12 protein-coding genes are annotated in these 13,242 nt (G+C 55.7%); 5 read left to right on the top strand and 7 right to left on the bottom strand.

The window, feature by feature from the left end; genetic code table 11:
- Positions 1-99: 99 nt before the first annotated feature.
- Genes NKJ84_RS22490 through ehuB form a run of 7 tightly spaced genes read right to left on the bottom strand, consistent with a single transcriptional unit; the run spans position 100 to position 5,580 of the window.
- Positions 100-924: an NAD(P)-binding domain-containing protein gene (locus tag NKJ84_RS22490; RefSeq protein WP_352508288.1), complete on the bottom strand. Its 825-nt coding sequence runs from the start codon at positions 922-924 to the stop codon at positions 100-102.
- Positions 914-1,675 carry a GntR family transcriptional regulator gene (locus tag NKJ84_RS22485; protein ID WP_352508287.1) on the bottom strand — a complete coding sequence of 254 codons (762 nt, stop codon included), beginning with the start codon at positions 1,673-1,675 and terminating at the stop codon, positions 914-916. The genes NKJ84_RS22490 and NKJ84_RS22485 overlap by 11 nt, the downstream gene beginning before the upstream one ends.
- Positions 1,676-1,718: 43 nt before the next feature.
- The gene (locus NKJ84_RS22480; RefSeq protein ID WP_352508286.1) at positions 1,719-2,537 is read right to left on the bottom strand and encodes an aspartate dehydrogenase; all 819 of its coding nucleotides are present in this window, start codon (positions 2,535-2,537) and stop codon (positions 1,719-1,721) included.
- Entirely contained in the window at positions 2,537-3,352 is an 816-nt protein-coding gene (gene ehuA, locus NKJ84_RS22475) for an ectoine/hydroxyectoine ABC transporter ATP-binding protein EhuA (RefSeq protein ID WP_352508285.1), read from the bottom strand. Before ehuA ends, NKJ84_RS22480 begins: the two co-directional genes overlap by 1 nt.
- On the bottom strand, positions 3,352-4,017 hold the full coding sequence (ehuD, locus tag NKJ84_RS22470; protein ID WP_352508293.1) for an ectoine/hydroxyectoine ABC transporter permease subunit EhuD: 666 nt from the start codon (positions 4,015-4,017) through the stop codon (positions 3,352-3,354). The genes ehuA and ehuD overlap by 1 nt, the downstream gene beginning before the upstream one ends.
- Positions 4,018-4,020: 3 nt before the next feature.
- Complete coding sequence (ehuC, locus tag NKJ84_RS22465) at positions 4,021-4,686, bottom strand: ectoine/hydroxyectoine ABC transporter permease subunit EhuC (protein ID WP_352508284.1); 666 nt, start codon at positions 4,684-4,686, stop codon at positions 4,021-4,023.
- A gap of 60 nt (positions 4,687-4,746) precedes the next feature.
- Positions 4,747-5,580, bottom strand: coding sequence for an ectoine/hydroxyectoine ABC transporter substrate-binding protein EhuB (gene ehuB, locus NKJ84_RS22460; protein WP_352508283.1), 834 nt, complete (start codon positions 5,578-5,580; stop codon positions 4,747-4,749).
- A 227-nt stretch (positions 5,581-5,807) separates the two neighbouring features.
- On the opposite strand from ehuB, the gene NKJ84_RS22455 reads away from it, so the two are divergent.
- The 5 genes from NKJ84_RS22455 to NKJ84_RS22435 all read left to right on the top strand — a co-directional run bounded on the left by NKJ84_RS22455 (position 5,808) and on the right by NKJ84_RS22435 (position 13,241).
- Positions 5,808-6,965 (top strand): M24 family metallopeptidase, encoded by a 1,158-nt coding sequence (locus NKJ84_RS22455; RefSeq protein WP_352508282.1) that lies wholly within the window; start codon positions 5,808-5,810, stop codon positions 6,963-6,965.
- Between the two features lie 278 nt (positions 6,966-7,243).
- Positions 7,244-8,650 (top strand): amidase, encoded by a 1,407-nt coding sequence (locus NKJ84_RS22450; protein WP_352508281.1) that lies wholly within the window; start codon positions 7,244-7,246, stop codon positions 8,648-8,650.
- 184 nt (positions 8,651-8,834) lie between these two features.
- A complete protein-coding gene (locus NKJ84_RS22445; protein WP_352508280.1) occupies positions 8,835-10,073 on the top strand; it encodes an FAD-dependent oxidoreductase in 1,239 nt (412 codons plus the stop codon).
- 19 nt (positions 10,074-10,092) lie between these two features.
- Positions 10,093-10,359, top strand: a complete 267-nt coding sequence (locus tag NKJ84_RS22440; RefSeq protein ID WP_245951940.1) for a sarcosine oxidase subunit delta — start codon at positions 10,093-10,095, stop codon at positions 10,357-10,359.
- Complete coding sequence (locus NKJ84_RS22435) at positions 10,356-13,241, top strand: 2Fe-2S iron-sulfur cluster-binding protein (protein WP_352508279.1); 2,886 nt, start codon at positions 10,356-10,358, stop codon at positions 13,239-13,241. The genes NKJ84_RS22440 and NKJ84_RS22435 overlap by 4 nt, the downstream gene beginning before the upstream one ends.
- The last annotated feature ends 1 nt before the right edge of the window (position 13,242 follow it).

The following is a 13,242-nucleotide window of genomic DNA, read 5'->3' as shown; positions in this document are numbered from 1 at the left end:
TGGGACGCGGTCGGCGCAGTCGTCGACCTCTTCACCCCAGCCGAATGCGCCAACTACTTCAAAGCCGCAGGATATGAACCGGATTAAACAGGACGTGCTCTAGGTCAACAAGTTCAGCCTTCGGAAGACGATATCGAGAGCCTCTAACCAAGGCAAAGGGGCTTGCCTTGCGGCAAGATGGTCCAACCCTAACTTTGTAAAGGTTCCTTCCGTTGCGATCCCGTCAGATACGATGTCAAGTGACACCTCCTCCCGCGCCAGCGCGTAGCCAGTCGCTCCCGCGATATTTCCCGCAACAACTAGCCTCGCTTGAGCCGACGTGAGCCCACGCTCCAAGAACCAAGATTCGAGCGTTGCTATGAAGCTATAGATCCACCCGGCGAGGCAGGCCCCCACCATGGCAAGTTCGAATTGATCTTCGGTTTCGAAGGTCACAATCCTACCTGCCGTGCCCAGTACCACTGCCACGTCGTCCGAGGCGGGATATATGGGTACGAGGCCTCTATCAATCGTATCAATGTAACTCGATGGCATGATGCGGACCACCGATATGTCTTGGCCTATCGCCGCCTGCAGTTCAGCAATTGTGGCGCCTGCGACAGCTGAAATTAATACCTGGTCTGGACGCAGAGCCAGATTGGGCAACGCATTGGCAAGCTGTTCGGGCCGCACCGCCAAAAGGACCCAGTCGGCCTCGGCGAGCATGCTCGCATCATCCGCGGCTACCGTGCAGTCGTGGGTGGTGGCAAGTCGCTCTGCCTTGACTCGGCTAAAGGGCGAGAGAAGAATTCGACCGCCAAACCCACCCCTTCGCAGGGCGGCGATTAAGTAGGCGGAGAAGTCGCCGGTTCCAATAAAGCCAATTGTCGGCAGGTTCATACGGCGCCACCAATATCGAATGTCGTCCCAGTTTTCAAAATACAAATCGGTCTGCGCTAGCTGCTTCCATCGCGTCTAGCCTGGATAGCACCATCGCCAAATGCGACTTGTGAACCGTGGCAACTAGACGGACATCCCGAAGCTCGAGGGTTCGCCGTATCATGCGGAGCTCGTCAAGAAGGTCTTCTACCTGCTGACGGAAATTCATCTTTTCGAGAAGTAAGAACCAGAATCTCGCCGATTGAAAGAACAGGATATCGTTGAAGTCCCTTAGTGGTCCATTGCTGCTCAAGCTATGTAAAATCCTATGTAGGCGGATAATTATCTCGGCAAACTGGCGTTTATCTTTGGTATCTAAGAGTTGGCGACAGGCTATCTCCAAGTTTTGAATTTCACGTAGGTTATCGTCAGTTACTGGAAGTGGTGAAGACTCGGCCATGGCATCCATCAATCGCATCCGAACGATGTATATATCGCGCATAGAGCTCAGATCGATCGACGTGACTTCAGTACCATTGCCGTGCTGGCTTACGATCAGACCGTCGTACTCCAGGCGTTGCAAGACAGTCCGAAGGGGTGTCCGACTGACACCAAATTCTGACGCAAGTTCCCTCTCATTGAGGCGGCTGCCTGGCTGGTAGTCGAGGAGACATATGCGGCGCCGTAACTCTAGGTATATCTCGTGTTTGCTCATTTTGCCGGCAAGTTGCCTGTCGCCTTCCGAACCCCCGTCTTGATCCTCAGGAGGCGTCGAGGTGAATTCGTTAGTGGGTACCAGGGAGCTGTTGCGTGTCATCGCTAGCTTTCTCCAGGCTGCAGCAAGGTATGTACGACCTCGGTCACGTTCCAACACGCAAAGCCGAGTTCATTTGACGCAAGTAGGCTATCACGCTCTGCGGGGTTATACGCCCGGTGGCCGGGTTTTCGTCGCTCGGACGATTTTGTATCGACATGGAGAAATTAGAACTGTCGGATTCCACATCAACGCTATGAGTGTTGAACGCTAAACCCGGATCTGCCCAAATCTCCATCTGCGTGCGGTCCGGTCCAAGACCCGCCAAGCTGAGAGCAGCGGCGACATTCACATTGGCCGGGAATTCCCTCGCCACTTCGCTCACCGTTCCCCTTAAAATGCAAACCGCCTCCACAAGGCTTTCCAAGTCCAACCCGTTACGAACAACATAAGGTGCGGTTACAAGGCTCTTTGGTGGTTTGAGGGTGCGGATCTTCACCTTATGGATCTCACCAACCGCCGCCGCCTTGATGGCATCGAGTCCAAGCATGGCCCCGGATGGGACCACAATTCGCCCTCCCGTGCGGCGTGCCAACTCGACCAGATCTTCTCGACTGAGTAGCTGGCTCGCAGACATAGCCATGAGGGTCTTACCGGCACTCAGGACAGGAAGTGCGATAGCCTCGAACATCTGTGGCGGGAGAGCCTCTAGTACTGCGTCACACTTGTCAGCCAACTCCTCAAACGAGAGGCAGGCAACACGACTGTTTAAAGTGGCATTGAACTCTGTCGCCCGATTTTGGCTGCGTGCCGAGATGGCCACCAGTTCGCATCCAAATATTTCTCCCCGATCCAATGCGTGTGCAACGGACGAGCCTATGGCGCCAATCCCAGCTATGCCAATTCTCACAGGAGTTCCGACCATCAATCTGCGGCTTTTACCGCGCTCAAAAATTGTTGCGTCCGTTTGCTCTTGGGATTGGAAAACAGTTCAGCAGGACTGCCTTGTTCCTCAATCTTTCCGCCATAGAAAAAGCAGACGCGATCGGAAATATCACGAGCAAAACCCATTTGATGGGTCACCATAAGCATGGTCAGCCTGTGCTTGAACACCAAATCCCTAATCACATTCGTGACTTCGCCGATTACCTCGGGGTCAAGGGCAGAGGTCACTTCGTCGAACAACATAACCTTGGGTCGCATCGCCAGGGCGCGGGCAATCGCTACGCGCTGTTGTTGGCCACCCGAAAGCCGAGAGGGATGTTGATCCTTCTTGTCGATCATGCCAACCATCACGAGAAGCTCTTCGGCACGCTCTTGAGCCTCGCGGCGCGAGAGACCCAAGACTAAGACCGGCCCCTCCATACAGTTCTGTATCGCCGTCATGTGGGGAAACAAGTTGAAATGCTGGAAGCACATTCCTATCGAGGAGCGTGCTTTTCGCAGGTACCTAGCATCAGCCGGCACCAGCACGCCGTTTTTCGGCATGTGGGTGAGGGGTTTGCCATCGACATAGATGACGCCACCGTTAATGGTCTCGAGGGTCATCAGCATGCGCAGGACTGTCGTTTTGCCGGACCCCGATGGGCCAATGATGGTGACCATTTCACTTGCTGCGATGTCCAAGTTCAGGTTGTCCAGAACGATAAGGTCGCCATAGCTTTTACGGACCTTCATGAACCGCACCATCGGTATGTTTGGACCGCCGAGCTCGAGGGGATATGACGAGAGATCTTCCATCATTGCATTCCTAACTTACGGCGAACAGTCGCTTCAAACCAACGAATGGCGCGCGCGGAGGTCAGCGAGATAACTAAGAAAATAACGCCCACCAGCGTGTAAGGCTCAAGGTAGCGATAGTTTTGCCCGCCTACAGCGTTTGCTGCCTGCATCAATTCGGCAACACCAATTACAGACAGAATCGGGGTATCTTTAAAAATGCTGACCAGATAGTTTCCCATCCCAGCAATTGCTGGTGGGAGAGCCTGCGGCAAAACAATACGCCGATAGGTCTGCATCGTCGTTAGATTGATGGCGGTGCATGCTTCCCATTGCCCCTTAGGGACGGACTCAATGCCACCCCGATAAACTTCGGAGAGATAGGCAGCATAGTGCAGGCCGATAGCGATCATGCCTGCCACCCAAGGGCTCAGGTAGAGCCCGTATTCGGGCCCAACATAATACACAAAGAAGATCTGCAGTACGAGGGGTGTTGAGCGGATGAACTCGACAATTTCCCGAGTAATATACGTCAGAATACGTAACGGTGTTCGCTGAGCAAGTGCGAACAAGAGACCAATGACAGCGGCAATGGCGTATCCCATGCCAGCAGCCAAAAGGGTATTGCCCGTAGCCCAAAGCATCTTGGGTAGGATTTCGGCTGTGAATGCAAAGTCCCACTTCATCACTCAAGCCCTTCCTATCCGCCGAGCCATGATGCGCTCGGTCCAGCGCATACAAGGCGTGATGAGAAAGCGAGAGAAGACGTAGTAGATGACCAGCGCTGTTCCAAAAGTCCAGGTAGATAAATAAGTTGTATTGTTCAGCTGGCGCGCTTCAAACATGAGATCAGGAACTGCTATCAACGCCACCAGGGCGGTACTTTTGAGCAGCTCGATCACCAGGTTTCCCCAAGCCGGCAGCATGGTGACAAAGGCCTGTGGGATGATAATCCTTCGCATGCGTTGGGCTGGCGACATCGACAACGCGTAAGATGCCTCCCACTGACCACGGGGCACTGACTGTATGGCACCTCGAACCAGCTCAGCGCCGTAGGCACCAAGGTTTAGGCCAACTGCAAGAAATCCGGTGAGAAAATTGTCCAGCGTGATGCCAAACAGGGGCAACACGTAAAACAACCAAAAAAGCTGAACCAGCAGTGAGGTGCCGCGAAAAAACTCGACGTAGCCTACTGCGGCTCTCCTTAGCACCGGGTTTGACGATAGCAGCATCAGGCCGAAGAGGTTGGCCACCACCACGGCCAGACCCAAGGAGCAAAGGAATTGGATGGCGGTTACGAGCGCACCGTCTACAAACCGGCTACCATAATCCGCAAGGAAGGAGGCGTATGTCATAGGAGCTCGCTTCGGCAATGCTGACGAGCTGCCTCATGCGGCTCGTCAGCCAACTCATTGTTACCGATTGGCGCAGACCCATTCGGTTTTTGCATCGCCCGGAAGCTGAGCTTTCGTGTATTGAAACTTCCCGACGGCCTCAAGCATTTCCGGCGAACCGAGGTACTTTGCCTGGGCCTCGTTGTACGCCTTCAGAAAGTCCTTGTCCTCTGGCTTGAATGCAATCGCTACCCAATTATTCGTCCAATCAGGTAGAGCGGCCGGGTCAGTCACTTCGATTTCGTCAGGTGCGCTAGCGGCCAGATTTTTGGCATCGAAATAGTTACTAGCCCCAGCGTCCGCTCGCCCCGCGCGAACGGCAGCCAGCAGTTCAGTGGGGCCTGGCACCTGCATAATCTTGCTTTCAGGGACTCCTTCCTTAAGCGCCTCGTCAACATTGACGTAGCCGGAGACAGTCACCATCGTCGCGTCCTTCTCCTTGATGTCCTTATAGTTCTGAATGCCTTTCGGGTTGCCTTTTTTGACAATGAACGCGTTGCCGAATTTCCCCATTGGTTCGGCAAAAGCGACGTTCTTGCAACGCTTGCCGGTGATGTACATTCCGCCGGTGATAATGTCGAAGCGCCCTGCCTGAAGCCCGGGTATCAAGCCACCCCAATCGGTCACGACTGGCTCGATATTAGTGTATCCCATCGACTTTAGGACGCCGACCGCCAGTGCGTTCGCGAATCCCAGCGGTTCGTTCTTGTCGCCCGGGTAAGCCCAAGGGATTTCGTGAGCAAAGCCAATGCGTATTGGTTTTCCAGCTTTAGCGCTGTCCGTCAGCCCGTCAGCGTGAGCGACGCCGATAAATAGAGCAGCAGTCGCGGCGATTGCAGCCAAGATAGCTTTCATTTTCATCCGTTCCCTCTGTTTTTGGGTTTATGCAGAATTGCCCTACGAGGTATACCATTGCGCCAGAGGGGCCGCAAGGGGATATTCCCGTCCCGTCGAAATTTCCTGCAAATTTGGGCAAATGGCGCCGACTCTGGAAAATTGCTCTTGTCATTTTTCGCGAGTGACGGTACGAGAGGTATACCTATTTCCGATTTGAAAACTGGATACAGCACCCGAGGGCGTCCATGACCTACCTTTCACCCTTTCCAAAAGATGAGCTTGATCGTCGCATACTGAATGCGCGTAAGGCTCTCAAAGAGAACAACCTTGATGGCATCTTGATTGCCGTTCCTGAGAACATTTATTACCTGACCGGGCTTGATCACTGGGGATTCTTCGCCGCGCATGTGCTCGTTCTGAATCAAAGCGGAGAGATGGGCCTCTGCTGCCGCGCAATGGAGCGGATAACGGTAGAGAACCAGGTCCGAAATGCGAGATTCTACGGGCACAAGGATCACGAAGAGCTTTCAGACTACGTCCATCAGGCCATGAAAGACCTGGGTCTGTCGGGTGGCCGCGTCGGGATCGAAAAGCGTAGCCTTTTCCTTACAGCGCGACACGCTGAGCGCATTCAGGATGATCGTTTCGGCAGAACCTGGGTAGATGCTTCCGGAATTCTCGACGACCTGCGCCTGGTGAAATCTCCGCTCGAAATGGAATACACTCGCAAGGCGGCGCATGCAGTTGACCTAGGCACGCTGGCCGCAGTTGACGCGGTGCGCGACGGCGCAACCGACTACGAAGTTTCCGCGGCTTACCACAGCAAGATGATATTGGAGGGAAGCGAGTATCCCGGTTTCGGCCCGTTCATTCGTCCGACCAGTCGCCTAGGTGAAGAACATACCACCTGGCGTGGCGAGGTGTTCCGAAACGGCGATGCAGTTTTCCTTGAAACCTGCGCTTCATATCGCAAGTACCAATCTCCGATGGGCCGGCTTGTCTACGTCGGTAATGCGCCCAAGGGTGTCGAGGAGTCTGCCGAGCTTGCAATTCGCGGCATGAAGGCAATTTGCGAAGCCCTTCGTCCGGGCGCAGATGCGGGTGACGCCTATGAGGCTTGGCATGAAGTGGCGGCGAGCGCCGGCCTTGTTGATTACCATCGCCATCATTGCGGTTACCTTGTAGGGATCGGTTTCCCTCCGAGCTGGACGGGCGGCTCTATGGTGACGAGCCTTTTCCCGAAGTCGACCCGTAAGATAGAGGTCGGGATGGTCGTCCATGCACATTCCTGGTTCACCAACACGCAAGTCGCGGACTATTTCATTTCCAACACCGTGATGGTGACCGAGAACGGCGGGGAGGTCCTCACAAACAAAACACCCGAAACTCTGATCGTCCGCTGATTATCATGGGCCGTCGCTGGCGGCCCTGGTTGAGCAGAACGCTCTTCGCGATCGTTGTCCGAGGATTCTCATGCAGAAACTCACAAAGGCTACGCTAACCGGCATATGCACACAGATGGCATCGCATTGTTGGTCAGACGACGAAATAAATGAGCTGGTCGATCCCCGGCTGGGTATCATTACCGGGTTTCAAGATCTGTTGAATGAGCTTGAACAGCTGAGGAAAATTGACCTGGGGACCACGCCACCGGCTATGAGCGTCCAAGGCGCAGATAGGCATGAGTAACAATATAGCATTTCAAAGCGTCAAGAGCCTGAGCTCGATGCTTCAGCGCGGGGAGATAACCCCAGTCGAGCTTGTGGATACATTCGCCGAGAGGATCGAACGACACAATCCACAATCAAAGGCGTTCATCACGACGACGATTGATACTGCGCGAGAACAGGCGTCACGGCTCTCGCGTGATGATTTGACCGGCTCCTCGTTCGCCGGAATTCCCTACGCCTCCAAGGACCTGTTCGACGTGCAGGGTGTTCGAACGTCGGCCGGGTCGCGGGTCTTCCACGATAGAATTGCCAAAAAGGATGCTTTTGCAATCGCCAAGCTGCGGGCAGCCCAGGCGCTTAGTCTTGGCAAGACGAACCTGCATGAATTCGCATACGGCGCAACGGGCGAAAACGAGGTTTATGGGACGGCTGTCAACGCTTACGATCCGACGCGTCTTGCGGGTGGCTCGTCGAGTGGCTCAGCGGCCGCGGTGGCTTTTGGTCTCGTGCCGGCGGCACTTGGAACGGACACCGGTGGGTCCGTCCGAGCGCCCGCTGCGTTGAACGGGCTTGTCGGCTTTAAGCCTACGATCGGGCGTGTCCCCACTTCGGGAGTGGTGCCGTATTGCTGGACGCTGGATCACGTCGGGTTGATGACGCGCACGATTGCCGACTGCGCTGATCTGCTGAGCATCGTGTCAGGTTATGATCCAGGCGATCCCGCTTCAGTCAATCGGCCGGTTGAAAATTACACTGAAGCGCTTGATCAGGACGTCTCGGGATTGCGCGTCGGTATTCCGAGCAACTTCTACTACGAGCGTGCGGACGACGAAATCCTGGAAGCTCTTGAACGTGTGAAAGAGTATCTCGTCGCAAACGGCGCAATGCTGGTGCCGGTGACATTCCCGGATATGGAACATAGCCGTACAGTCTCCCTCACCGTGCAGATGCCGGAAGCGCTCAGTGCACATTCGGCTTATTTGCAGGAGCGCGGCAATCTCTATTCCGCGGATTTCCGGGCTGGTTTGGCGTTGGGGCAGTGCATTCTGGCGGAGCACTATGTCAAAGCGAAGCGGTTCATCGAGATCTACCGACAGCAGACGAATAGGCTATTCGACCAAGTCGATCTGATCCTTACCCCGGCCACTCCCGAAATCGCCCAGAAAGTGGGCACGGTCAAGGTGACACGAAACGGGGTCAACGAAGCGATCGGCAACGCGATCACTCGGTTCACGACATTTTTCAATATGACCGGTCACCCGGCGCTGACAATGCCATGCGCGATGCATACGCAGGGTCTCCCGATCGCGCTCCAATTGGTGGGCCGGTATTTTGACGAGATGACTGTCTTGCGTGCCGCACACGCAATTGAGCGAAGCGACCAGTTCTCAATTTCGCTGCCGAAAGTAGACGTCTGAGATGGCACATAACGTCCCGAAGATATGGCTTCTCACGACATTCTGCCGAACCTGGAAAGGCTGCGCGGATGCGTATCGCATCGCGTGTGATTGGACCCCGCTTTGACCAAACGACGGTTATTGGCATCGCTCCTGCAAGCGAGCAAAGCGTCCATTTCCCGGCCGCGCTCCTAGAGGGAGAAATATGGTGTTTGCGCTTCTAAAGTACGGCTTTTCAAGACGTTATCCCCAACGCAATGAGATACCGCGCACTCCGGATCTGCAATCCCACTACGACGTCGTCATCATCGGCGGCGGTGGTCACGGAGCCTCATTGGCTTACCACCTGGCAAAGCACCATGGGATCACCAATGTCGCGATTCTGGAGAAGGGTTATCTTGGAGGCGGCAACACCGCGCGCAACACCACGGTGATCCGCTCGAACTACACGGATCAGCGCTCGATCCGGTTCTATGCGAAGGCCCTGAGACTTTATGAATCCCTGGCCAATGAGCTCGATTACAACATGATGTATTCCCGGCGGGGACAGCTCACGTTGTCCCACTCGGACGGCGTTTCGCGTTCGCTTCGCCTGCGCGCCGACGCCGGCGTCTTTTGTGGTGAGGCTAACGAGATCGTTGATCGCCAACAGATCAGAAGCTTGGTGCCTTCGCTCAATCTCGATATCAAGGGTATGCCGATCCTTTGCGGTCTTTGGCACCCAAGCGCGGCCATCGCACGTCACGACGCAGTCGTGTGGGGATATGCCATCCGCGCGTGTGAGCGTGGGGTCGAGCTTCATCAAAGGACGGAAGTCCTGGGGATGGAAGTCTCCGGAAATAGAGTCACACGCCTGCGCACAAATCGCGGGGATGTTTCAGCCGGGACCGTGGTGCAGTGCGTCGCCGGTTACTCCTCGGTCGTAGCGAAGATGGCCGGTTTGAAGCTGCCGATCCGCAGCTATCCACTTCAGGCAATGGTGACGCATCCTGTCAAACCCTTCCTGGATCCGATGGTGTCGTCAACCGCTCTGCATTGCTACGTTTCGCAATCGGCGAGAGGCGAACTCGTCATCGGAGGCGGCTCGGACCCATACGAGCTTTACAACACACGCTCGACCTTGGAGCTCAAGGAAAGTCTTGCTGCTTCGGCGTTGGAGATGTTTCCGTTCATTGGAGAACTCAAGATCTTGCGCCAGTGGGCCGGGATCACCGATATGACGCCGGACTACAGTCCGATCATGGGTCAGGGTCCGCTCTCGAACTATTGGCTGGACGCAGGTTGGGGCACCTGGGGCTTCAAGGCGACCCCCGCCAGCGGATTCTTCTTGGCGAAGGCCATTTCGGAAAACCGCATTCCTGACGAGATAAGGCCATTTCAGTTGAGCCGGTTCCACAGTTTCGATCTGGTCAACGAGATGGGCGCTACCGCTGCAAGCCATTGAGGACCCGAACGTGAAGTTGATGACATGCCCTCTGAACGGGCCACGCAACATAACCGAGTTCCAGTGCCACGGAGAGGTGCATCGGCAACCTGAGCCATCCGGCGCGAGCGACCACGAGTGGGCCGAGTACGTCTGGATGTCCAACAATACGGCGGGCGTGGTGCGTGAGTGGTGGTGTCACACGCCGACAAACTTCTGGTTCCTAGCGGAACGCAACACAGTGACCGATGAGATTCTGGCCACATTTCCCGTTCCGGCAGATGGACCTTTGGGAGAAGCGTCATGAATAGCGCGACGCCACGCAAGGGGCTGCTAATCGACGCATCGACAAAACTCAAGTTCACGTTCGACGGGCGAGAGTTTGAAGGCGTAGCCGGGGATACAATCGCGTCGGCGCTTGCAGCTAACGGCGAATGGATATTGTCACGTTCATTCAAGTATCACCGACCACGCGGTATCCTGACCATGGCCGCTCAAGACGCGAACACGCTTGTCCAAATCGGAAACGAGGTAAGCGTCTTTGCTGATCGTCATCCGATATCGGACGGTCTGGCGGTACGGGCCCAAAATGTTGGCAATTCGGCACGCGGGGATAGCGGGTTCGTCATGAACAGGCTTTCGCGCTTCATGCCGGTCGGATTTTACTATCGAACCTTCTACAAGCCCAAAGGAATATGGGAGAAGGTGTGGGAGCCCATCATTAGGGCCAAAGCCGGGCTGGGTAAGCTCGACGTCACAAAACCCACCGAAGGGTATTACGACAAAGCCTATGGCTGGTACGACGTGGTCGTCGTCGGTGCGGGACCCGCTGGTATGGCGGCGGCGATTGCCGCGGCTGATGCGGGCGCATCAGTCCTGCTGGTGGACGAGAATGCACGGATCGGCGGGGCGCTGAACTATGCGCGACTGGCAAGCGAAAGGGACCTTGTCAGCGAGGTCAAAGGCCACAGCAAAATAGAGATCTGGACCGACGCTATCTGCAATGCGTGGTATGCTGATAACTGGCTGCCGGTAATTCGCGGTAACCGACTATACAAGCTGCGGGCCAAACAGGTCATTTTCGCGACCGGGCTCATAGAGCAGCCGTCACAGTTTCGAAACAATGATTTGCCCGGCATCATGCAGGGCTCGGCGGCTCAACGGCTCATTCGGCTGTTCGGTGTGAAGCCTGGTAATCGTGCAGTCATACTCGCTGCCAACGATGACGCCTATGGCGTGGCGCTTGACCTTCTTGAAGCCGGCGTCGGTCTGGCGGCAATTTGCGATCTCCGTAAGGCCGGCCACCACGGACCGTTGCGTTCGGAGATAACGCAACGAAAGGTCTCAATTCTGGATGGATGGTGCCTCCATGAGGCACAACCGAAAAAAGGGCATTCGCACGTCCGTGGGGTAGAGCTTGCCGAAATCGATGCGGAGGGCACTGCAGGCAGGAGGCGCCGAAGGATCGATTGTGACCTGGTCTGCATGTCCGTCGGGTATGTTCCCGCCTATCAGCTGCCACTCCAGGCGGGTGGCAAGCTCACTTACGATGACGTGGCCGCGCAGTTCACCATCGACGGGCAGGGCAAAGGCGTTCTGCTTGCCGGATCGGTCGACGGATTTTTCGACCTGGAAGGCTGCATAGCTCATGGCGCGGGTCAGGGCTTGGCGGCCGCGATCAATTGCGGCTATCAAAGCAAACGTCGGCCAGCGCTTCCAGTTCGGGATCGAGGTTCCCAAAATCATCCTTGCCCGATCTTCCCGCATCCGAAGGGAATGGACTTTGTCGACTTTGACGAAGACCTTCAGGTCAAGGACATCAAGAACGCCATTGCGGACGGGTACCGCGAGCTTGAACTCGTAAAGCGGTTTTCGACCGTCGGCATGGGGCCAAGTCAAGGCCGGCATGCTGCACTGGCAACGGCAATGCTCGTATCGAAATACACAAATCGGACAATAAGTGAGGTGGGCGTCACCACCGCCCGGCCGCCGGTTACAACGGAAAAAATCGCGATTTTGGCTGGTCGAAAGTTCACGCCATTTCGTCAAACACCGATGCATGAACAGCATACCGCTCAAGGAGCAGCATGGCTGCTTGCGGGAAACTGGCTGCGCCCTGCCTACTATGGTCATGAACGCGATGCCAAGAGGCTCATTGCCGAAGAGGTTGTGAACGCAAGAAACAACGTCGGCATGATCGATGTCTCGACTTTGGGCGGGTTAGATGTGCGGGGGCCCGATGCGGCCGAATTTCTAAATCGCATGTACACGTTTGCGTATGTGAAGCTGCCCGTTGGCAAGACGCGTTACCTGCTGATGACAAATGAGGCGGGCACGGTCATTGATGACGGTGTCGCGTGTCGGCGCGGCGAAAACTATTTTTATGTCACCGCAACCACCACGGGCGTGGATCGAATATACCGCAACATGCTGTGGTGGAACGCCCAGTGGCGCCTCGACGTGGATATCGCGAATGTTACGGCCGCATACGCGGGAGTCAATCTGGCAGGACCCAATGCCCGCAAGGTACTTGCACAACTTAGCGATGACATTGCCTTGTCGCCGCATGACTTCCCATACCTGGCTTACCGTGAAGGGACGGTAGCGGGGATCCCCGCACGGGTGTTCCGAGTGGGTTTCATCGGCGAGCTTGGTTACGAAATACATGTGCCCTCACGCTTCGCATCAGAACTCTGGCGGGCCGTCGGTGATGCGGGGCGAGCTTCCGACATTCGCCCGTTTGGCCTCGAAGCCCAAAGGCTCATGCGGCTTGAGAAGGGGCATGTGATTGTCGGTCAAGACACTGACGGCATGACCACGCCTGAAGAGCTCGATATGAGCTGGGCAGTCGCCAACTCGAAGCCGTTTTTCATTGGAAAGCGCAGTTTGGAAATCCGGAACAAGACGTTGTCGAGCCGAAAGTTGGTCGGGTTTGTGCTCGACCGGATGCCGACGGCTGGGCTCCAGGAGTCTAATCTGGTTGTGAAGAATGGATCCATAGTAGGGTTCATCACCTCAATCGCTTTTTCGCCGAGTTTGGGACAAGTCATCGGTCTGGCCTATGCCGACCGCTCGGACGCCAATCTTGGAAGCCGAATTGTGCTGCGTGCAAGCGACGGAAGCGAGCACCATGCGCAAGTTGCTTCCCCTCATTTCTACGATCCGGAAAATCTACGGCAGGAGATGTAAG

This window comes from Mesorhizobium sp. M0048 (assembly GCF_040323405.1).
GTDB lineage: Bacteria > Pseudomonadota > Alphaproteobacteria > Rhizobiales > Rhizobiaceae > Mesorhizobium.
This window is presented reverse-complemented; position numbering and strand designations above follow the sequence as displayed.

Bases quoted from the DNA above. Each gene is read 5' to 3' on its own strand.
- NKJ84_RS22485 (WP_352508287.1), bottom strand. From the start codon at position 1,675: ATGACACGCAACAGCTCCCTGGTACCCACTAACGAATTCACCTCGACG.
- NKJ84_RS22480 (WP_352508286.1), bottom strand. From the start codon at position 2,537: ATGGTCGGAACTCCTGTGAGAATTGGCATAGCTGGGATTGGCGCCATA.
- ehuA (WP_352508285.1), bottom strand. From the start codon at position 3,352: ATGGAAGATCTCTCGTCATATCCCCTCGAGCTCGGCGGTCCAAACATA.
- ehuD (WP_352508293.1), bottom strand. From the start codon at position 4,017: ATGAAGTGGGACTTTGCATTCACAGCCGAAATCCTACCCAAGATGCTT.
- ehuC (WP_352508284.1), bottom strand. From the start codon at position 4,686: ATGACATACGCCTCCTTCCTTGCGGATTATGGTAGCCGGTTTGTAGAC.
- ehuB (WP_352508283.1), bottom strand. From the start codon at position 5,580: ATGAAAGCTATCTTGGCTGCAATCGCCGCGACTGCTGCTCTATTTATC.
- NKJ84_RS22455 (WP_352508282.1), top strand. From the start codon at position 5,808: ATGACCTACCTTTCACCCTTTCCAAAAGATGAGCTTGATCGTCGCATA.
- NKJ84_RS22450 (WP_352508281.1), top strand. From the start codon at position 7,244: ATGAGTAACAATATAGCATTTCAAAGCGTCAAGAGCCTGAGCTCGATG.
- NKJ84_RS22445 (WP_352508280.1), top strand. From the start codon at position 8,835: ATGGTGTTTGCGCTTCTAAAGTACGGCTTTTCAAGACGTTATCCCCAA.
- NKJ84_RS22440 (WP_245951940.1), top strand. From the start codon at position 10,093: ATGACATGCCCTCTGAACGGGCCACGCAACATAACCGAGTTCCAGTGC.
- NKJ84_RS22435 (WP_352508279.1), top strand. From the start codon at position 10,356: ATGAATAGCGCGACGCCACGCAAGGGGCTGCTAATCGACGCATCGACA.